27 protein-coding genes are annotated in these 19841 nt (G+C 62.1%); 23 read left to right on the top strand and 4 right to left on the bottom strand.

The window, feature by feature from the left end; translation table 11 throughout:
• Nucleotide 1 precedes the first annotated feature (1 nt).
• From ACQUQO_RS15030 to ACQUQO_RS15000, 7 genes are read left to right on the top strand one after another with little or no spacing between them, the layout of a single operon-like run.
• Nucleotides 2-3670 carry a helix-hairpin-helix domain-containing protein gene (locus ACQUQO_RS15030; RefSeq protein ID WP_435078993.1) on the top strand — a complete coding sequence of 1223 codons (3669 nt, stop codon included), beginning with the start codon at nucleotides 2-4 and terminating at the stop codon, nucleotides 3668-3670.
• Nucleotides 3670-4119: a hypothetical protein gene (locus ACQUQO_RS15025; protein WP_435078992.1), complete on the top strand. Its 450-nt coding sequence runs from the start codon at nucleotides 3670-3672 to the stop codon at nucleotides 4117-4119. The genes ACQUQO_RS15030 and ACQUQO_RS15025 overlap by 1 nt, the downstream gene beginning before the upstream one ends.
• Nucleotides 4116-4289: a hypothetical protein gene (locus ACQUQO_RS15020; RefSeq protein ID WP_435078990.1), complete on the top strand. Its 174-nt coding sequence runs from the start codon at nucleotides 4116-4118 to the stop codon at nucleotides 4287-4289. The genes ACQUQO_RS15025 and ACQUQO_RS15020 overlap by 4 nt, the downstream gene beginning before the upstream one ends.
• A complete protein-coding gene (locus ACQUQO_RS15015; protein ID WP_435078989.1) occupies nucleotides 4286-4582 on the top strand; it encodes a hypothetical protein in 297 nt (98 codons plus the stop codon). The genes ACQUQO_RS15020 and ACQUQO_RS15015 overlap by 4 nt, the downstream gene beginning before the upstream one ends.
• A 3-nt stretch (nucleotides 4583-4585) precedes the next feature.
• Nucleotides 4586-5716, top strand: a complete 1131-nt coding sequence (locus tag ACQUQO_RS15010) for a hypothetical protein (protein ID WP_435078987.1) — start codon at nucleotides 4586-4588, stop codon at nucleotides 5714-5716.
• A 4-nt stretch (nucleotides 5717-5720) separates the two neighbouring features.
• Complete coding sequence (locus tag ACQUQO_RS15005) at nucleotides 5721-6008, top strand: hypothetical protein (RefSeq protein WP_435078986.1); 288 nt, start codon at nucleotides 5721-5723, stop codon at nucleotides 6006-6008.
• A gap of 46 nt (nucleotides 6009-6054) precedes the next feature.
• Entirely contained in the window at nucleotides 6055-9201 is a 3147-nt protein-coding gene (locus ACQUQO_RS15000) for a type IV secretory system conjugative DNA transfer family protein (protein ID WP_435078984.1), read from the top strand.
• Here ACQUQO_RS15000 and ACQUQO_RS14995 read toward each other — a convergent pair.
• From ACQUQO_RS14995 to ACQUQO_RS14985, 3 genes are all read right to left on the bottom strand, one after another.
• On the bottom strand, nucleotides 9189-9662 hold the full coding sequence (locus ACQUQO_RS14995) for a hypothetical protein (RefSeq protein WP_435078982.1): 474 nt from the start codon (nucleotides 9660-9662) through the stop codon (nucleotides 9189-9191). The genes ACQUQO_RS15000 and ACQUQO_RS14995 overlap by 13 nt on opposite strands.
• Nucleotides 9663-11079: 1417 nt before the next feature.
• Nucleotides 11080-11658, bottom strand: coding sequence for a DUF3267 domain-containing protein (locus tag ACQUQO_RS14990; protein WP_435078980.1), 579 nt, complete (start codon nucleotides 11656-11658; stop codon nucleotides 11080-11082).
• Between the two features lie 21 nt (nucleotides 11659-11679).
• A complete protein-coding gene (locus tag ACQUQO_RS14985; protein WP_435078979.1) occupies nucleotides 11680-12081 on the bottom strand; it encodes a hypothetical protein in 402 nt (133 codons plus the stop codon).
• 279 nt (nucleotides 12082-12360) lie between these two features.
• Between ACQUQO_RS14985 and ACQUQO_RS14980 the strand changes: the two genes are divergently transcribed.
• The 16 genes from ACQUQO_RS14980 (at nucleotide 12361) to ACQUQO_RS14905 (ending at nucleotide 19192) form a co-directional block, all read left to right on the top strand.
• Nucleotides 12361-12852 (top strand): SWIM zinc finger family protein, encoded by a 492-nt coding sequence (locus ACQUQO_RS14980; RefSeq protein WP_435078978.1) that lies wholly within the window; start codon nucleotides 12361-12363, stop codon nucleotides 12850-12852.
• Nucleotides 12852-13715: a hypothetical protein gene (locus tag ACQUQO_RS14975; RefSeq protein ID WP_435078976.1), complete on the top strand. Its 864-nt coding sequence runs from the start codon at nucleotides 12852-12854 to the stop codon at nucleotides 13713-13715. Before ACQUQO_RS14980 ends, ACQUQO_RS14975 begins: the two co-directional genes overlap by 1 nt.
• A gap of 328 nt (nucleotides 13716-14043) precedes the next feature.
• Nucleotides 14044-14631, top strand: coding sequence for a hypothetical protein (locus ACQUQO_RS14970; RefSeq protein WP_435078974.1), 588 nt, complete (start codon nucleotides 14044-14046; stop codon nucleotides 14629-14631).
• Nucleotides 14632-14781: 150 nt separating this feature from the next.
• Complete coding sequence (locus ACQUQO_RS14965) at nucleotides 14782-15033, top strand: hypothetical protein (RefSeq protein WP_435078973.1); 252 nt, start codon at nucleotides 14782-14784, stop codon at nucleotides 15031-15033.
• Nucleotides 15034-15336: 303 nt separating this feature from the next.
• Nucleotides 15337-15873, top strand: coding sequence for a hypothetical protein (locus tag ACQUQO_RS14960; protein ID WP_435078972.1), 537 nt, complete (start codon nucleotides 15337-15339; stop codon nucleotides 15871-15873).
• A complete protein-coding gene (locus ACQUQO_RS14955) occupies nucleotides 15870-16049 on the top strand; it encodes a hypothetical protein (protein WP_435078970.1) in 180 nt (59 codons plus the stop codon). The genes ACQUQO_RS14960 and ACQUQO_RS14955 overlap by 4 nt, the downstream gene beginning before the upstream one ends.
• Nucleotides 16046-16408, top strand: a complete 363-nt coding sequence (locus ACQUQO_RS14950) for a hypothetical protein (RefSeq protein WP_435078969.1) — start codon at nucleotides 16046-16048, stop codon at nucleotides 16406-16408. The genes ACQUQO_RS14955 and ACQUQO_RS14950 overlap by 4 nt, the downstream gene beginning before the upstream one ends.
• A complete protein-coding gene (locus ACQUQO_RS14945; RefSeq protein WP_435078968.1) occupies nucleotides 16405-16782 on the top strand; it encodes a hypothetical protein in 378 nt (125 codons plus the stop codon). Before ACQUQO_RS14950 ends, ACQUQO_RS14945 begins: the two co-directional genes overlap by 4 nt.
• Nucleotides 16779-17036 carry a hypothetical protein gene (locus ACQUQO_RS14940; protein ID WP_435078967.1) on the top strand — a complete coding sequence of 86 codons (258 nt, stop codon included), beginning with the start codon at nucleotides 16779-16781 and terminating at the stop codon, nucleotides 17034-17036. Before ACQUQO_RS14945 ends, ACQUQO_RS14940 begins: the two co-directional genes overlap by 4 nt.
• A complete protein-coding gene (locus ACQUQO_RS14935; protein ID WP_435078964.1) occupies nucleotides 17033-17335 on the top strand; it encodes a hypothetical protein in 303 nt (100 codons plus the stop codon). Before ACQUQO_RS14940 ends, ACQUQO_RS14935 begins: the two co-directional genes overlap by 4 nt.
• Entirely contained in the window at nucleotides 17332-17592 is a 261-nt protein-coding gene (locus tag ACQUQO_RS14930; protein WP_435078963.1) for a hypothetical protein, read from the top strand. Before ACQUQO_RS14935 ends, ACQUQO_RS14930 begins: the two co-directional genes overlap by 4 nt.
• Nucleotides 17589-18071 carry a hypothetical protein gene (locus ACQUQO_RS14925; protein ID WP_435078961.1) on the top strand — a complete coding sequence of 161 codons (483 nt, stop codon included), beginning with the start codon at nucleotides 17589-17591 and terminating at the stop codon, nucleotides 18069-18071. The genes ACQUQO_RS14930 and ACQUQO_RS14925 overlap by 4 nt, the downstream gene beginning before the upstream one ends.
• On the top strand, nucleotides 18068-18247 hold the full coding sequence (locus tag ACQUQO_RS14920) for a hypothetical protein (RefSeq protein WP_435078960.1): 180 nt from the start codon (nucleotides 18068-18070) through the stop codon (nucleotides 18245-18247). Before ACQUQO_RS14925 ends, ACQUQO_RS14920 begins: the two co-directional genes overlap by 4 nt.
• A complete protein-coding gene (locus tag ACQUQO_RS14915; protein ID WP_435078958.1) occupies nucleotides 18244-18414 on the top strand; it encodes a hypothetical protein in 171 nt (56 codons plus the stop codon). Before ACQUQO_RS14920 ends, ACQUQO_RS14915 begins: the two co-directional genes overlap by 4 nt.
• Nucleotides 18411-18770, top strand: coding sequence for an ASCH domain-containing protein (locus ACQUQO_RS14910; protein ID WP_435078957.1), 360 nt, complete (start codon nucleotides 18411-18413; stop codon nucleotides 18768-18770). The genes ACQUQO_RS14915 and ACQUQO_RS14910 overlap by 4 nt, the downstream gene beginning before the upstream one ends.
• Complete coding sequence (locus tag ACQUQO_RS14905; protein ID WP_435078956.1) at nucleotides 18767-19192, top strand: hypothetical protein; 426 nt, start codon at nucleotides 18767-18769, stop codon at nucleotides 19190-19192. The genes ACQUQO_RS14910 and ACQUQO_RS14905 overlap by 4 nt, the downstream gene beginning before the upstream one ends.
• Nucleotides 19193-19483: 291 nt before the next feature.
• On the opposite strand, the gene ACQUQO_RS14900 is transcribed toward ACQUQO_RS14905, so the two are convergent.
• Nucleotides 19484-19723, bottom strand: a complete 240-nt coding sequence (locus ACQUQO_RS14900) for a hypothetical protein (RefSeq protein ID WP_435078954.1) — start codon at nucleotides 19721-19723, stop codon at nucleotides 19484-19486.
• Between the last annotated feature and the right edge of the window lie 118 nt (nucleotides 19724-19841).

The raw sequence follows: 19841 nt of genomic DNA, 5'->3' as shown, positions 1-19841 counted from the left end.
AATGTCACCACAACGCACCGACAGCAACGACGAATCGACTGCCAGTAAACCATTCGCGCTCATCCCACAGGACAAAGACCACGGGATCCACACGGTCGCAGCCGGGCTGGACCCGCTTGATTTCGGCATAGTGCTGTGTACGCCGATGATCGTGTTCATCGCTGCGACCGACGTGTTCGGCTACTCGATGTCGATACCGCTCATCGGCGTCTCTCTCGCGTCAGGCGGGGTGTTGTTCCTGCTCGCACGCTACGCACCGTACTATCTGAGTCCCCGCGAACTCGTCCGCCGGAACCTCAGCTACGTCTGGCGGCGTATCCGTATGCCGCTAGTCGGTAAGGAGGCGCGCAACGTGCCGGGCATTGTCGGCGTTCACCGGAAATTCGACGCGCTCGAACACGAGGATGGATCGGTTTTCGGCGTGATCGAGGTGACGCCGATCAACGCGAGTCAGTTCAGTCAAGCCGACTGGTTCGACTGGGCGGGCGATGTCGCTACCGCGCTCGATACCGAGATTAGCAAGTTCGAGGATGATGGGTTCGATATCAAAATCCGGTGGGAGCAGTCTGAATACTCGCCACACGAGCTAACTGCACTCCGCGAGGCCCAGACCGACGGCAGTTTCACCGGATACGTCCGTCAGTGGGCAAAGCGAGTCGAGAACTACTTTACCCGAGAGCCAGCCGACGAGGACGACGACGGCGGCTATCTTCTCAGAGAGGGCGTGATGGACCGCTCGATGCAGATTATCGTCCCGGTCGGGAACGATGAGGGTGTTGAAGTCAACACCCTCGAATCAACGATCCGAGAGTATGGGCTAATGGAGCTGACCGACGCCCAGCGCGTCGGCCAAGGCCGACTACTCGATATGCGGCTGAATCGTGTCGAAGCGTTCGCCAACTCCGTTGCCGCTGGCCGCCGCCTCGACACGGACGAGATAATCGGCCTCCAGCGCGCTCACTGGCAGAACGAACGAGAGCTTGACCCGGCCGATGTCACCAGCGACGGGCCAGTGCTCCCACCCCAGGAAACACGATTTGACGGCGCGGACGACCCCACGACTGCCGAGAGCACCCAGACAGCCGTCGCCGACGGTGGGACCGCAGCGGAGGAACTAGCCGAGAGCGCTGGAGAGCGCCCCGAGGACTCCGATGAGGACGAGTCGGACGGCACGCTCGCACGAGCGTATGAGAACCTGAAATACTCGCTCGCGTCGCACGCTGACGAGACCACGCGGAATCGGATGTATAACATCTACGCGCCGCAGGAGGTGGACGAACAGAAAAAGCACGTCAACCTGAATGACGGTGAGCAGTACGCACGGAGTCTCTACCTCGTGGGTTGGCCGAAAGACCCGAAAGTTGGGCTGCTGGACCCGGTGATCAAGAATCCCAGCCTTCGGTACGCGATGACGCTGAACCTCCACACGACCGAGCGCTACGACAAGCGTGAGGAATTGAAGGCTGAAAAGGAGAAAATCGCTGGGAGCGCTATCTGGTCGGAATGGTTCGGCGACGGCGAGAGTAGCGACGCCGACGCGGCTGGCATCGACAAAACAGAACTCCGCGACCATATGCGTGACACACGGGTTGACGCGAGTGAAACGACCCTCGTCGTCACCGTGTGGGGCAAGACACCCAAGCAGGTGAACGCGGCGGCGAAGGAGATGAAACAAGAGTGTCGCCAGCACGGCATTCAGTTGAAAGGTGCGCGGAAAAACCAACTCCCGGCGCTTCAGACCACCGCGCCATCGGCCCGCGATGTGCTCGATGAAAAAATGGCGGTGGACCTTCGGTATGACCTCCCAGCGGGTGCAGTGGGAACCGTGCTGAGTTTCGGCGGCGGCGTCCGCCAAGACGAGGATGGAACGCATATCGGCTACGCGAAGGCTGGACCGGGTGACAGCCCGATTCTCGGAGCGGTACAGGTTGATCTCGACTCACTTACCACCCAGCACGTCGGTCTCATGGGACGGTCAGGGTCGGGAAAGACTGCCGGCGAGGAAATGCGTATCCTCGACAACAATCTCCGCAACGACAAGAAGACGGTCATCATCGACATCGCCGAAGGGTTCGACGGTTCGACGTTCGCACAGGACGGAGCGAAGATCGTCGTTGGCGACACCATCATCAACCCCTTCGAGGTCAACCCGCCCGAGGACGCCACTGGCAACGTGAAGCCGGTCGAAGACAAGGCCGAGGTCATCACGGACATGTTGATGATTCACCTCCGCAAGCACGCGCCGGGGGATGTAGCCGGGCTACGCCAGCCAGCGAAGGACGCGGTGATGACGACGTTCAAGCGCCACGGCATTATTCCCGGCAAAATCGAGACGCTTGAGCCGGCCAACCGCGAGACCGACGGCTACCCGACGTTCTCGGATTTCTTCGATAGCGTCGAATATATGAAAAACAACGGCGAGGAGTTCGTTCGCCAGAGCGTCGCCGAAGAACGCGAAGGTGCGGCGAAGAAACTCCTGCAACACCTGAGCGCATTCGACACCTCACAGGGCGAGGCTGACTATGCGTTCCTCGACGGCCAATCCGAGGTTGATCTGACCGATGATACGGTGCTACTCGACATGAATCACTACGAGGAGAAAGGCACCGTCGAGCGGTCGATGCTCATGCGGTTAGTGACGGGCCAAGCCTACGAGATTGCCAAACGCACGCCCCGCGACGTGCGGGTGGTCGTGGACGAGGCGCACAAGGTCTTCCACGACGAGCAAGACGCCGAGGATTTCGAGGAATTGGTTCGTGCAGGCCGGAACTACGGTCTCTCGTTCGACTTCATCAGTCAGGCGACGCGGGACTTCGCCGAAGGGCCGGCAGGTATCATCGCCGACCAGTGCTCGCTCATGATCTGGCACGAGGTCGGTGACATCGACGCTCAGACGCTTATCGACGAGTTCCAGATGAAGCCCGAACGCGCTTCGCTCATCACGGGTGGACTGGATACGGGAGACAACGACGGCACCGACCGCAGCGAGGCGCTGGTGTTCATCGAAGGCGACGACGAAGTGTATCTTGTCGAGCAGAAACTGTCGGACTATGAGAAAGCCCTTGTCGAATACAAAGAGTCCAGCGAGGGCGATTTCCGCGCGTACATGGCGCGGAAGACGGATGCTCACGAATTGCCAGAGGACGACATCGCGGTGATCGATGGTCTCGGCGACGATCCCGAGGCAGTGAGCCAGTTGTACGCGGCGGATATCATGACGACCGTCGATTTGACGAATGCCGGCGCAGAAGCGGTCGCCGAAGCGGCAGACGTCACCCCCGAGCACGCGCTCTCATGGATTCAGCGCGCCTATCAGGGTGATTACCTCCGCTACGCCGACGAAGACGAGCACGAGCCGTCCGCCAGCGAACCAGTCACGCCCGCCCAGCCCGAGGCGGCGACCGACGGTGGGTGCGTGCTCACCGATATTGCTCACGTCGGCGAGGACATGGCCGCAACGCTCCACGAGGCAGGCTACGAGTCCGTTGTGGACGTGCAGAACGCCGACCGTAACGCGCTCACCGACGTTGAGGGCATCGGTGAGTGCCGCGCCGAGCAGGTCATCGAGAGTGCCAGTGGCGTGCTCGCCGGCAATCAGCAGGATGCTCATGCAGTCGCCGACGGTGGGACGGCCAGTAGCACCGACGCGGACGATAGAGGTGGAGAGTAATGGCGCACTCGCATTCCCACCACTGCGACCATCCCCGGACAGTTGAAGGACGCACGCTCGCCGTCGAGGAGGGCGTGACATACGACATCTGGAAATACGTCTTTGGGAAGTTCGAGGCCATTCGGCTCATCGCGCTGCCAACGAACGGGTCGATTCAGTTGCGGGCGAAAACGGAGACCGATACCGCCGCTCCGCTTGGTCTCTGTCAGCGCCAGCGAGCACTCATGTTCCACCCCGATGACGGCGGGCTTGAAATCAACAATCAGGAAGTGGTTGGGTTGAAGCTCCCGCTTCGGGCGTTCGCGCGTATCCAACGCGACCTCGCAGCGCTGTTGCCCGACGGTCGCTCGCTTGAGGGAACGCCTGCACAACTCCCGCATACTGAGACGGAGACAGAGATAGAGCAGACAGACGATACTGCCGTTACCAACGGAGACCGATGCCAATGAGCAACAACGAGAGCGACTCCGGTCGACTAGTCGATCCATACAAGTCCGACAAACCGAGCTACGGCCCCGCCGTAATGAGTCAGATAGGGAGTGGAATCACTCACCCCAAGAACGCCGCCGAGACCGACGGTGACAGCCCCGACCGTAAGGAGGGAGAGAGTTCGCAATGAGCGATCGCTGGCCGAATCGTCGCTCCGCGCGAGCGCTGTACCGCCCGCCTCGACGGGCGCTACTCGCCGTTGGGTCCGTTGCTGTCCCCGGGTCCGTACTCGTCGGCGGCGACCTCACCACGGCGAGCTTCATCGGCCTCACTGCGCTCGCAGCGTTCTTCATGAGCCACGTTGAGCGCGGAATGCACCCTACTACCCCGCATCGGAGCGCCGGCCACGATGGAGACCACAGCGCAGCCGAGAGCAGTGAGTGTCACCCGCACAGTACGACCACGACCACCGAGGAGAACTAACCCATGTTCAACTTTAATAAGCGCTACACGGCTGCACAGCTAGACGATATCGAGACTATCACGCAGTCCCCAGCGGACCTTTCCGGGACGCTCCTGCGTGTCCGGCCCCATCCTGAAAACGATGGGATGCACGATGCCGCCGGCCTTCTGCAAGCGCTGTATGACCCCCAAGAGAGCCTGTTCGGACAGAACACCAGCAAGCCCTGTTCGTTCGAGTTGTGGTTCAACGAGGGGTCAATCACGTTCTACCTGTACGCTCCGACCGAGAGTGCCGCTGAGAAATACAAACGTCGGGTAGCAAACGCCTACAAGAACACTGCTATCACGGAAGTCGAGGACGGAGGCCGCGCATTTCCGGCCGTCAACGACGATGACTACGTAGCCGGCTGTGAGATGTTCCCGCAGAAAGACGGTGACGACGGGCAGTACCTTCCCATCCGCCACTACCGCGACAATCAGGGCTTCGAGAAAGACCCCTACGGTCAAATCACGAGCGCGCTGCTTTCGACCGACGAGAGCAAGGTCATCGTCCAAGTCGTCTTCAAACCCGCTCCGCGTGATTGGACCGACAGTACCCTCCTATCACCCGGTGTGGACGACGTGGCCGACCGGCTGAAATCCGACGACGTAGTGTGGGACCCGATACCCCGTGACCGCGAAGCCACCCAGAAGGACAAAGAGGCCGCGAAGGTGGTCGAGCGCCAGCGCAACGCCCAAGCATTCCATACTAACATCCGCATCGCGGCGATCTCTCCCGAACGGGGTGAGGCCGAGGCCCGAGCGAAAGACCTCGGCGGGATGTTTGCGAGCTACTACAATGCGACCACCGAGCAGGGCTTAGAGCAGGAGGCGGTTCGCGGCTGGCCGCGTGGACGACGCGCGAAGAAACTCCACGAGCACCTCGACCGGATGCAGCGCCGCGAATACCTTGAGGCTGAACTGCTACTCACCGTGAACGAACTCGCGGGCGTCGCCCACATTCCAAACGGCACGGAGAAAGACGGCATCAACACGCCGAAAATCGACTGGCGGCAGACCCAGCGCGGCGATCGTGTGGGCGGCGACAGCGAGCAGTTCGGCAGCGAGTCCGAGAGTTTCGAGGAGGACAGCGGACAAGCAGCCGGAGACGATTGAACCCATGCCCCAGACAGGACGCTGGCTCAGTTGCTTCGCGTTGGTTGTTGCTTTCGGCGCGATGCTGGCCTTCGTGGGCATCTTCGTCACTCATCTTCCCGCGTGGCTAACGCCTCCGCACTACCCGCCGACGTCGCCGACATACACACCACCGTTCAGTGAATCCGGCTTCATCTTCATTCCGAGCGAAGGCTGGGCCGCGCTTGCACTCTCCGCCGTCGCTTGGAGCGTTCGTGGCGCTATCGCACACTACTGGTCCACTCTGAACGGTCACGAGAGCACTGCTGACTGAATCGCTTGCCGACCAACCCGAGACAGCATTCACAACCATAATGTCGATGTTCAACGGTATCCTCAGTTCCGACGCACAGTCTGCCGACGAACAAGCCGAGCGTGCTGACGACGACGGCGACGAACCCGAGGTTGACCTATCGCTGCTCGATGATTCCGAGCAGACGATTCTCCATGAGCCGTATCATATCTCTCCAACCGGCTACGAGCGCGCTGCTGGCACGGAGGCGCTGGCCCATACCGACATGGAAGGCGACGTTGCCGGGCCATTCGTCCGCCAGATGTTCGAGAACGCCCGCAAGAAACCGCGACAGGCGCTCTGGCTTGGCTACGACGACGACCCGCAAGAAGGCTTCCGCGAGGCCGGTATCCCCTTCGAGAACCTGCGTCGCCACCTCTGGATTGCCGGCGTGAGCGGGTCGGGGAAGACCACGCTCAAACTGAACCTCATGACACAACTCGCCTACGGCGGGTACGGATTCGTCTATAACGACCCGAAGGGCAAGGACAGCCGCCAACTCTTACGAATGCTTCCCGAGGACCGGCTGGACGACGTGATCTGGGTCGAACCCGGCAGCCGCGAGCACGACCGCACCGTACAGTTGAACTTTCTCGAAATCCCTGACTGGGTACCCGAGAGCGAACGCGAAAACGCCGTTGAGGACCGTATCGAGAACCTGAAAGCGTTCTTCGAGACGGAGGGCTACATCAACATCGAAACCATTACCGAGACGCTAGGCCGGGCGATGCTCAAATCCGACGACGATTTCTCGCTTATCGACCTATATTTCATCCTGCTCAATCAGGACCACCGCGCTGAATTTGCCGAACAGGTCGAGGACCCCTTCATCCAAGCCTTCTGTCGGGAAATCGCCGAGATGGATGACGATACAATTCGCCCGATTCTCAAACGTATCACCTCGTGGGTCCAGAACAGCGTCGTTCGCAAAATCATCGCCTGTCGGGAATCGACTATCGACTTTCGAGAAATCATCGAGGAGGATAAAATCGTCATCGTCCGCACGCCCGTCACCAACGACGACATCAAGCGGATGACCGCTCTCGGCGTAATTCGCAACATCTGGAGCGCGATTCAACAGCGGTCGTACCGGACTGACAAGGACCCCCAACCGTTCTTCATGTTCTGCGACGAGTTCGACGACATCGTAAGCGCGGAACTCGACGTTGACTCGATGCTTGCCCGCGCGCGCTCGATGTGGTTGAGCCTCACCCTCTCGTGCCAGTATCCCTCCCAAATCGAGAAAAAGAGCGATACCGTCCTCGACGCGATGGAGAACAACTGCGACAATCTCGCGGCATTCAAGGCCAATCAGAAGGCGAACGCGCGGATTCTCATGAACCGCTTTCGCAAATACGACTCCGAGGTGCTGCTCGACACCAACGACTACGAGATTTGGACGCAGTTACCGCTGTCAGGCGGGCAATACAGCGGCGGTGTGAAACTCAATACGTTCGCGCCCTATCCGCCGCTACGCGACGAGGACGCAATAGACGAGATTATCGAGGAGAGCTTAGAGCGGTACGGCGAGAAGCCATTGAGTGACGCCGAAATCCAGAGTGAGTTGAAATTCGGGCGGCTGGGCGATGCGCTGAACCCCGAGAACGTCGATGCCGACAATATCCCGCCCGAGCGCATCTTGGAGTGCGTGTACGTTGCCGTCGCGCGTGAGTATGACGACCCTGATGGGACCGAACAGCTCGCGTTCGACCGGGTTCACGAGGAATTTGAACGGCGAACGGGCGTTGAAATCACCCAAGCGAAGTTCTCGAATCCAATCGAGGAGATGGACGATGAGTTCCTCGATTATGGACGCGAAGGGGAACCGAAGGTCCGGCTCACCGACGACGGCCTCACCAAACTGTTCGAGCAGGATACGGGCGAGGCGGAGAACGCGGGCGGTCCCGAGCATCGGTACATCCTCCGCGAGTGCTTCAAAACGTTCCTCGGCATGGGCGCGGACGCTTACCTCCCCTCGCAGGGCGGCGAGGAGCTACCTGATGGCGTGGCCGACCTCCCCATCAACCCACTCGCCGAGGCCGAAACCGATGCCGAATACCAGCAACTCAAAGCCACCTGTGAGGAGGAATACGGCCGCCTCTACGACCTTTCCGACGGCAAAGACATCGCTATCGAGGCCGAAACAACGACGCTCAAGAAACCGAAGCAGACGCTCACGAATCTCCGCAAGGCCGTCGAGCAGGGCAAGAAATGTGTCTTCGCGTGTAAGGATGGCAGCTACGACGAGGACGACTTCGCCGACCCCGACAACATTCCCACCCATACCAGCCTGTTCGAGTATTGGGGCCGGCGCGGCGAGAACGTGATTTTCGACACGAGCGGCCGAGGCGGGAACGTCACCACCGACTACTCGGAGCTGACGTTCGTGAGCGAGACCACCGACGATGGACGTATCTTCTACAATCGAGGCCGAGAAATGCAGGTCGAGGCTGGCGTGGGAGCGCTCCGGCCGGACACTTCGGACAGCCTTCGGTGGCGCGAGCGGTCAACTGGCGAGGCAGTCGCCGAGACCGAGATCGTGATTGAGGAGAAAACCGATAATGGGCGGGTCCTGTCCCGGTTCGAGAGTCCCGAAGCGGTCTTCGAGGCCAGCCCCGAGGCGTTCCCGGCGTACTACGAGTATGTTGAGGGCGAGTACGTGGTTCACGCGAACGGCACGGAGGCGACGTTCGAGACGAAAGACGCGATGACGGAGAACTTCAAGGTGATCCGCGAGCCGTTCATCCCCGAACGTGAGTTCGTTGATTCGTCGGGCGACACTCGGTTACCGACCGAGGATGATTTCATGTTCATCATCTACCCCGACGACAACAACGACGAGTACGACGGCCCGCAAATCTACGAGCATGGCGAGGTCCGCCCGCTCGTACCTGACGAGAGCAACGGTGAGAGCAGCGCCGAGACCGAGCGCAGTGCCGACGAGGAGGCTGCACCAACCGAGGACGAGGCGTCGTCGCGGCAGGCCACAGAAAATGATGAGCACGATTCTGCGAGCGCGGACGAGGAACAGGTAGAGAGCACCGACAACGAGCGAGAGAGCCAGATAGAAACCGAGAGCCAACCGAGTGACGACGCTGACACCACGGCGGACGACGACACCACCGAGGAGGTCGGTGGGACAATTGATTCACTGCGCTCCGGCTATTCCGAGTGATCGCTTTCGAGCGTCGAAATCCGCCCATCCATAGTTTCGAGCGAATCGGCTACCTCATTATCGACTTCTTCGCGGTGGTCCAACCGGCGGTCAATCCGGTCGATGTCGTCTTGCAGCGACTCTACGAGACTGGATAGCTGTTCGATGCGTTCCGGGAGGTCGGCAATCGATAGCCCCTCATCTTCGTCGTCGTCCTGAAAGCCCGCTGCTACTCGCTCACCTTCTTCGGTGAGTTGTATCCGCTTTCCCGGCACGACAGTTCCTCCCTCAGCCGTCGGTTGCCGAGTTTCGACTAACTCCATCGGCTCCAGATAGTTCTCTATCCGATAGAGGATAACCCGGTTCGGTTCAATGCCGGTCGAATCCCGAATCTCACTCGTCGTCAGTTCCTCAGTGGCCTCGAATAGCACTTCCAGTATCTCCCGTGATTTCCAATCCAAATCAGCGACGGACTGCGCCATATCCGTCTATCATTCTCTGGATACAATAAACCTTCTCCAAGAATGTTCTCCGAGAACTATTCTCCGAGAAAAAGAACTCGGCGTTATTTCTTTGGCAGATTTCTCGGCGTTTCTCGGCAATCCATTCCGGCGCGTCCACTATGTCCCCCTCTCATCTCGGTGCATCGGAAACTGGACCCCCGGGAAAAGAACAGCAGAACAAGAGAAAAGCAGTGTATAAGAAAAGAGGAAGGTCGAGTAGAGAGCGATAGCAAAACCGGGATTCAGGTGAGCGAATAGCGATGGGGATTCAGGGGGTCTCGACCACCGGGATTCAGACCAGCGATGAGAACAAGACTGGGATTCAGGTGAGCGAAAACAATGGGGTTCAGCCGAGTGACAACCACTGGGATTCAAGCCAGCAGTAGCAGCAGGGGATTCCACTCAGCGCAGAGTCCTGGATTTCGAGGCAGCGACGACACTGGGGATTCAGGACAGCAACTTACCGACCAGCAACGACAGCGAGAGAGCAAAAGGTGGGGTCCAGCAGAGCGATGACAGGCTGGGGTCCAGCCATCTGACAGCACGAACTGGGGGTCCAGCAGGCTGAGAGACACAGCAAGAATCGACGACAACCAGCGGCGACGATGGGGGTCAGGCCGAGTACCAGCAGGCAGCATGGAAGACCGCTGCACGAGACCTCGGGGGTCAGCCAGCAGAAAACACCGCACAGCATGGAAAACCGCCTAGCGACAGGCTTGGGGGTCAGCCGAGCGAGACACCGCACAGCGTGGCTAAGAGCTTCCGGCCAGCATGAATCCCGGCCGAGCGAAGCACAGCATGGCTGTCAGCGACAGCACCGCTCTCTCGAACCCCGAGGGAGTATCGAGCAGTCACGACGACAGCGCTTTGCTGGGAGTGACAGCAGGGCACCAGCAGCGATGACAGCAAGGCCTGGAATCCCAGAGGAGTCGAGCGAGCGACGACAGCGCTCCTCTCAGTCAGAGGGACCCCGGTGGAGCTATGACCGGGACCCCAAGAGTCGAGCAGCGGCGACAGGCCGCAATGCTGGCTGCGAACAGCAGTCTCGCTTCTTGCAGCAAGAATCAGCACACTCGAATCCCGAGCCGGGAGCCGATCAGCGTCGGCGGCGCTCTGCAATCAGCAGAGTTGACCCCCGGGCGAGCGAGCAGCGGAGGCGGCCCCTACGCGCCACAATAGCGACAGCGCTCCGGCGGGACGCGACACCGCACGACAGGCCCGACCCCCGGCGAGTGCGCCCCCTCTGACGGGCGGAAGCCGGGATACCTATGACCCCACTGAGCAGACATCCAGAAGTCGAGGGCGGGCGGAGCGTCGGCCCATAGCGCCTCAAATCGTCTCTCACCGCAGTCGCACCCGTCCTCGATGTTTCCTCACCAGCGACGACACACCGGACTCAGCGGCCAGAAGAACCCGCCTCAGCCCGCACATAATACCGAACCTCCCCGCTACTGGTATGGTATTCCAGCGCGTCGGGCGGCAACTGGAGCGTCGTCACAACCACCCGGAGGTCTCCCACCGCACCGAGCGTGTTCACGAACAGCGCCGCGAGTGCCGCCAGCGCGGTCGCAGTGCTGCCAACGACCATCAGCAGAACGAAGACCGGCGCGAGCACCAGCGTCGGCGCAGCCGCCAACAGCGCGCTCTCACGCCGCGTCTGAAACTCACCGTAGGTCAAAATGTACGGCCCGGTTTCGAGACCAGCGATGTCGAAGCCCGCCGTCAGCTCTAGGCCAAGCAGCCACCCCACAGCCGCATGAACCAACTCGTGAACCACGGTCGTCACGAGGGCGACCACGGCCACCGCACCGATGGAGTAGTGGTCTTGATTGAGCCACACGAGCGCGCCGAGACCGATGACCGCGAGCAACCACCCGCCAGCCAGCCCGCGCGCGACGAACCCGAACGGAGTATCCGGGGCAGGAGTGTATGGGTGGAAGCCCGCTGGCGGGTCCGGTCCCGAGGACTCACGCATCGGACTCAATCACGAAAGCCGTTAGTCGGCGTCCTCGACTGGATGCTTGTCGCCGTCCTCGTACACAACATCGCCCACGGTAATCGACTCGCCGAGGTTGAGCGACAACATCTTCAATATTGTTTCAGAATCGTTCCCTCCGAGCACATCGATAGGCGATTGGTCGTTCTCACTCCCTCTGCCGCTCCCGTTCTCGATTGGCACGTACCACAGGACCGACCGCGCGCTCGGATTTCGCCGCTTCACATCCGCCTCATGCTCCAATTCCTTGAGTTTGCGCCGCGCTGAATCATCTGAACAACCGAGTGCGTTTGCTACGTCGGCGGCCGTCACAACCGCGTTCGGAACCTCATCGAACACCGCACGAGCATCCTCCGCCGACCACGTTTCAATGAAACCGGGACCGTCACCATGTTCAGGCATACCTGTCAGTACGAAACTCACCAACTTAACACTTACGCAATTGGCCTACAATCTAAACATTAAGCATAGACATAAGATCAGAGGCTTATATCGGAGGGTTAGATACCATCACCAAACCGACCGACAACGCATTAGCGGCATCAACCTACAACGAAACCCTTAAGTGAATAGGTCATATACAATGGAGTAGAGACAGACCGGCCCCTCCGGGGCGCTTTCGAGCGAAAGGAAGTGCCCGCGCGCTAGAACGCGCGGGCTGGTCTGTTTCACCCACAGACCATGAGCACGAACGAACTCAGCGGTCAAGAATCCGGCGAATCGACCAACGAACGACGCGGCATCAAGGCAGTCGCCAAGCGCGTCAGCCGTGCGCTCGATGGTTTCTACCACGTCGAAACAGCCGGCGACGACGGTGAATATACCGTCTTCAGCGGGTCGGGGAACACCTACACCGTGAGTCTGCCCGAAGGAACGTGTACGTGCCCGGACGGCCAGCGCGGAGCATGGTGCAAACACGCCCACCGCGCCGCATTCGTGACCGGCGAAATCCCCGCCATCGACGGCGTTCACGTCGAACCCGCCGACGCGCCCGACGACGAACCCGACAGCGAAAGCACCGACGACGAACCCGACGCAGACGACAGTGAGACGCTGGCCGAGCGCGTCGAACGCTTCGAGCAGAACAACCCCGGCGCGTCCGCTATCGAAGTCGTCGCCCAACTCGATATTGACCCCGGCCAGAAAGAGCACGTCGAGGAGGTGCTCGCCTAATGTCCGACAGCAGCCCCACTATCACCCAGCAGTATTCGTTTACCGTCGGCAATGACGGCGACACCGACGGGATTGAGCCGTCCGAGGAAAGTGTCGAGACCTCGCTGGAAGCGTTCGGAGCGTCGGTGGACCACCGCGAGCGCGACACCCGCATCGACCAGCCCGAAGCCAGTACGTTCGGCGTGGACGACCGCAAAACCGTGACGCGCGGCGACGGCGGCGAGCAGCGCGCGCTGTTCGCAGATACCGACGACGACCAGCGGACGCTTACGGGCGAGCGCGCTGCCAGTCAATGCCTGTTCGGGAGCGACGACGAAAGCGGCGACGACGGCGAGAGCGACGATGAACCCACCGCGACCGAGAGCGATGAACCCAGCCCGCGAGCGCTCGCCGACGGCGGCCGCGTCGAGGACGGCGAGAGCGGTGAAAGCGACGGCGACAGCGCCGACGAGGACGGCGGCGACACGGACCCCACGTTTAACCCCGACGAGGAGACCGTCACCGACGCATGGGAAGGCGCGTTTCTCTCCGCGAGTTGGGGCTACAATCAGACCAACGTCGAACTCGCCCAAATCGTCGCAGTAAGCGATAGCGGGAAGACCGTCCTCGCTCGGTTCGTCACCGCCGAGCGCGTCGGCCACGGACGGACGAGCGAACAGCTACGCCCCACCGCCGAGCAATACGGCGACGAGTTCCGCCTGCACGTCCGGGACGGCATCGACGGCGACCCACGCTTTCGCGGGAGCTACCCACTCGGCAACGACGGCGACATGGACGGCCCCACACGGCGAGGGTCGTTCTACCCGTGGAGCAACGACCCCGAAACCTCGATACGACAGACCGCTACCAACCACGGCCACTAGCTCGCCGAATCAACCCGTCAAACAGTCATATTTTCCGAGCGTGTGAGCGACGAGAGGTGGTCAATTTGCCGTCTCAGCGGTCCCGCCGATGGACTATTATGATAAGTCCAACCGTGCCACACCGCACAGAGCTGTAACCGGCGCGATATACTCGCCGTGAGCCAAACCGACTGACAGCGCATTAGCGAAACTAACCTTAAGCGAAAGCCTTAAGTGGACGAGGCTGTTACGATGGAGTAGAGACAGACCGGCCCCTCGGGGCGCTATTCTGACGAGGAAAGCGCCCGCGCGCTAGAACGCGCGGGCCGGTCTGTTTCACCCACAGACCATGAGCACGAACGAACTCAGCGGCCAAGAAACGCCTGATTGCACCGGCCTGAAAACCACCGTCTGCGCCAACGGCGTTATCAACGTCAAGCGCCCCCAGTCCGACCGCGCCCATTCGACGTTCGTGGACAGCGACGGCGACGTTCTCCGCTGCTCCTGCAAAGGCCACAAATTCAACGGGCATTGTGTCCATCAAGACGAAATCGAAAAACGCCCACTCGTGCGGACGAGCGCGGCGGCAGCGGCGGCCGAAACGAGCCAACGGGTTGCCACCGACGGCGGAACCCAGCAGGTTGCCCACACCGACGCAGGCGACACCGACGACACCCGGCCACAGACCGACCACTGGAGCCAGCCCGTCGAGCACTTCAATGATGAACCCGTCGGCGCGGGCGAGAAATCCGAGTGCCAGTCGTGCGGCACGCGCTTCGAAATAGCGATGATAGCCGCGACCGCCGAGAATAGCCGCAACTGGGAGGAGTTCTACGAGTGTCAGAACTGTGGCGCGACGGGTTCGTTCCGCTTCTACGGTGAGAGCGAAGCAGACCGCCGAGAGTGGACCGGACGCATCGCCTACCCCGACGCCTAACGCCGATGCAATGCGCGATTTGCGGCACGGACGGCGCTAAGTACGACGACCCGGTTGCACCACGCTCGGCCACGCGCGGACTGTGCGGTATCTGCCGGCAGCGCGAGGGCGCGCGCTAACTCCGGTCGCGGGGCGCTTTCGGAGCCTACCATGCAACAGACCACGCTCACCGACGACACGACCACCGCCACGAGCACGACCGACCGCGAACGGTCGGCGAACGCGAGGACGAGTCTCGCACCCACCGACCAGCGCGGCGGTGACGGCTGTTGCCCGTGGTGCCTCGCCGCAGCCGAGACCTTCGAGGACCACGGCGACGACCGCGCTCGGTGTGGGTACTGTGACGCCAGTATTCCCCTCGGCGCAGACTGGTTCGAGCGCGGCGAGAAAATCGTCGTGTGACTCCTGTTTTCTTAGTGCCGGTGAGCGGAGACAGTTGCCGTTTTCAGCGCCGATAGAAATAGACTATTATGACAAACGATAGTTCGTAGCAGACCATCATGGCACATTCAGCATGTTCTACAAGACACGGGACTCAAACCGACCGACAGCGCGTTAGCGGGAATAGCCTAAAACATAATCCTTAAGTGGATAGGGCATATACAATAGAGTAGAGACAGACCGGCCCCTCGGGGCGCTTTCGAGCAGTAAGGAAGTGCCCGCGCGTTGGTGCGCGCGGGCTGGTTGTCTCACACTCCGACAACCATGACGACGAACGCAACCCGCGAACAAGAATCCGACGCATCACACGCCAGCCAGCAGCCGACCAGCGAAGCCGACGCCAGCAGCCGCGAGACGGTTCACACGACCGACGAGTGGGCACTTGTCGTTCGGACGGATGGTGCGGTCGAAGCCCGCACGCACTGGGAGAACGCCGACCTCCGGGCGTTCACGACCGCCCCGACCGCCGAAGCCCCCGAAGCGAGCGCGACCTACCGCTACGGCAAGACCATCGAAGGCGTTCTCGCGCGGTACGCTCACGAAACGCGCTTCGAGCGCGACCCCAACGACGGCGAACACGGCGCGGCGCTCCGCCGAGGCATCATCGACGCGCTCCAATCGGTCGCACCGACGACGTTCCCCGACGACACCGACCGCCAGCCCGTCGGCGTCGTCCACGTCAACGCGCCCACCGGCCCCTCGACGTACATCGTCAGCGAGGACGGCACCGACACCGGCACGTACGCGACGTTCTACCCGTTCGAGAGCGCGAGCGACAGCTCCACGGAGGCAGGCCGATGAGCGACCGCGACAAGTGCCGCAATCCGTCGTGCAGCAACGACCCGCGCGGCGGCGGTGGCTTCAGCGGCCGGTTCTGTTCGACCCCCTGTGAACTCAAATTCGAGCACGTCCGCGCTGACGCCCGTGACGCACGCCGTGACGCCCAGCGAGAGGTTCGACAGGAGGACGGTCTATGAGCGGTCGGCAGACCGACCTCAGCCCCGCGCTGCTCGCCGGCACGCCCGTCGGTGGCCCCGGCGGGTTCGCCGCCTGTGATACGTGCAACCGGGGGCTGACTGACGGCGACCGCGAGCACGACCCCGACGATAGAGAGGCCGACACCGTGTACGCCTACGCGACCCGCGTTCGCGGAACGAGTCGGTGGTCGCTTCGGTGGGTCAGTTGCGAGGCGTGCGGCCCGCCCGGCGACGGCGACGGTCCAGCCGACGAATCCGGCGAGACAGTCGCCAAAGCCACGCTCACCTACGACGCCCGTATCGACGCTTTCGCGCTCGCCGACCCCGAAGTTCCCGACCAGACAGGAGGCAACCCATGACCGACCGTGAGCACGAGCGCCGCGAGCCGAGCGACGTGCCCGGGTTCGGGCGCGTCGGCGGTGTTGACGACCCCGTACCGTGCGGCGAGTACGGCGACGACCCCGACGCTATCGGCGGAGCGCAGGAAGCGCCGCCGTTCCCCGAGTTCGCCGCCCAGCGTGCCAAACGCCGCCAGTATTCCATCGAGCGTGAATCGCGCGGCGGTCACGACGGCGACCACATTCGCATCCGCGATTTGCGCGGCGCTCCCGACACCTCGATGGTGCTGTCGGTCGTAAGGGCGGCAAACGCCGAAGGATGGCGACTAGCGGACTATCACAAGTCGGGCGATGAACTGCTGTTCGTGCCCGCCGAGGGCGGTGAGAGTCGATGACGCCCGACGAAACCGTGTTGCCCGACTTCGCCGCCGAGCGCGCCGCGTGCGAGCGGTATGCGGTCGAACGCGAGCCGCGTCCCGGCCATGACGGCGAGCGGATTCGGATTCAAGATGTCGGCGGCGCTCCCTCGACGCTCATGCTGCTCGTTTGCGTTCGCGCCGCGAACGCCGACGGGTGGCTGCTCGACAAGCACAGCGACCACGGCGGCGAACTCGTGTTCGTGCCCGCCGAGGGCGGTGAGAGCCTATGAGCCAGACCTGTGAGTATTGCGACGGCGAGCACGACGTGAGCGACACGGTTTTCGCCATCGTCTCGCACGGGTTCGGTCACGCCAACAAAGAGCACAAGCCGTTCTGCTCGGTCGAGTGCCGAACGTGGTGGCGACGACGGTGCAGCGACAATCCCGGCGCGTGGGAGCAGCCCGCTCCGAAGGGCTATCAGGGCCGTCTCGATAGGTACGTAGCCGACGACTCCGACGCCGACGAGAGCGCCGCACAGCCCGCCACAATCGCCGACAGCGAAGCCGCGACCGTGGAGGCCGACGCATGAACAGCGCCGTCGAGGACCCCGCGACCGTCCGCGAACTCACCCGCTGCGTCGAGCACGAGCATCCCGACCTCAGCGCGTCGTACAACGGTCGGTGCGAGCAGGTGGTCGTCGTCGGCCAGCCCAGCAGCCCCGAGCCGCCCGCCGCGCTTCGGGAAATCATCGCGAGCAACGGCTTCGAGATGGCGACACAGACCGTCGCCAGTCGCGGGCGCTGGATTGGCGTTGTGAACGCTAGAGACGACGGGAAAGGGCAATGAGCGACGCCGAGCAAGCTCTGCTGACGATGACAGGCGAGCAGCGCATTGACGAGCACGGCGAGACCGACGAGTGGGACCGTGGCGGCGTGTACGACCCCGGCGGGAGGTTCGACCTCGCCGCGACCGAGGACCTGCTGGCCGACCGCTTCGTGCCCGTTCGCAACCGCCTTCCCGACACCGTAGGCGAGTACGGTCGCCAGCCCACCCAGCGACCGTACTCCACACTATACTACTGGGACGGCGAGGCCGGGAACAGCCACGGCGTCACCGTCACCGAGCGGTTCGTCCGCGTCTTTCCGGTCGGGCCGTATCTCCACCGCTGGACCTGCTGTATCGAGGAGCGAACGCCGGAGCACGCGACGAACCCGAAGAACGGATGGCACTCATGGCACCACCCGGACGCGAACAACGCCGACGACATCGGCACGGCGGTCGCCGCCGCCTTCGCAGTCATGCGCGGGGAGGTCGCTCCGCGATGAGCCGTCGAGTGTGGGCCGTGGACTGTCTCGACTGTGGCTGGCAACGGACCGTGGACGACAAAGACCGTGCGGAGGGACTTCGTACCGCCCACGAGGCCGTCGAGTTCGAGCATGACCCGACATGGCACTCGGTCGAACGACGGTGGGAGACCGTCGAGGAGAGCGACGACCCATGACCACCAACCAATCGGACCTCGCAGCCTTCGACGGCGAGACGCCCGAGGGCGCGTGCGCTCGCTACGAAATCTGTGGCAACGTCGTCCTGGCGAACGGCCAGATGTGCGCCGACTGTCTCGACGCCGTTCGTGCCAAAGACCGCGAGCAGCGGGGAGAGAACCGATGATATTCCAATCCGAACACCGCGAGCAGATACGCAACGACGAGAAAACGATGACACGGCGGCAGTGGGACGACAACCGCGTGACGGTCGGGAAGACCTACCGCGCCACTCGTGGCGGCAACGTCGAGCAGGGGATGTTTACCCCACGGTCGGAGTGCGATTGTTTCATCCGCGTAACCGACGTGTACCGCGAAGCGCTCGGCGAGATGGATGCGACGGACGCACGGCGTGAGGGCGGCTATACCCTCGCCGAGTTCCGCGCTGCATGGCGAGGCATCAACGGCGAGTGGAACCCCGACGAACAGGTGTGGGTCGTCGCATTCGAGTACGCTGGCAACAGCGACCCGGAGGAAGCATGAGCAGGCGGAATCTCACCGTCGCTCGGCTCGTCGAGGACGAAATCGAGAGTATCGAAATAGAGGGCGATGCGTTTGGCGACCTGCTCGATTCGCTCGGCATCGTGCCGAAGGTCGAACAGCGGGCGATAGTAACGAGCGCGAAACCCGGTGACGACGACACGCGAGCGTACATCGTGTCGGTTCACACGGTGCCCGGCGCGGACAGCACGACGCAGGTTCATGCGTGTACCTGCCCCGGCTTCAAATTCCATCAGGTGTACGAGCACCGCGAGGAGATTCACGCCGACCCCGAGGCAGGCTTCGAGCGCGTCGGGCGGTGCAAGCACGGTGATGCAGTCGCCGTCGAGGACCGAACGACCGACGACCGCGAGGCCGACCAGCAGGGCTTCGAGGCGTTCAACGGAGCGCAGGAGGACCCGTGAGCGTGACGCTGTTCACGGTTGCAGTCGCGGGCACGGGTGCTGTTCATTCTTACCCCGCCTGCGCCGACGGCCCCCTGTGGGCCGTGAGGGTCCCGCACTTCGACGGATTTCGTTCAGTGGAATTTGGTCCAATTCCGGTGATTCGTTTCAACGAGCACGACGAGATACGCGACGACCACGCCGACGACGAGATAGAGCACGCTCTCGGTGGCGAGCGTGGCGGCAGTCAGCAAGGGGACAAGCGAACTGTTCGAAGATACTGCATGACCCGCTCGCTGTTACGGTCTCCCTCTATACCTCCCAGTCGGCGACGTCGGCCCACTCGACAGTCGTCGCTCGCAACCCGCCGGCGTCGTTACTCTCGACGTTCTTGAACATCGAGTAGCGCGTGATGGCGAGGAAATGCTCGACCTGCGAGCGCCGTGACTCGTCGAGATCGCACTCGCTGAGCACTTCGTCGGGTGTGGCATCGTGGTTGCCGTCGGCGACGTACTCGTGTACGGATACTGGGAGCGGATCGGCGTTGGTCATGGCGCAATAGGTCTCAATGTCGAGGCATCACAGTGGAAAACGGCCCTGCCAAGGAGTGTGTTGTTGAAGACGAACGTAGCTATTCTCGCTCAGTGAGATATTGACCTGAAACCTCGGC

Origin of the sequence: Halococcus sp. AFM35 (assembly GCF_051195015.1) — an archaeon.
Classification (GTDB): domain Archaea; phylum Halobacteriota; class Halobacteria; order Halobacteriales; family Halococcaceae; genus Halococcus.
Note: the sequence above shows the minus strand (reverse complement) of the source record. Positions and strands in the feature narration are given on the sequence as shown.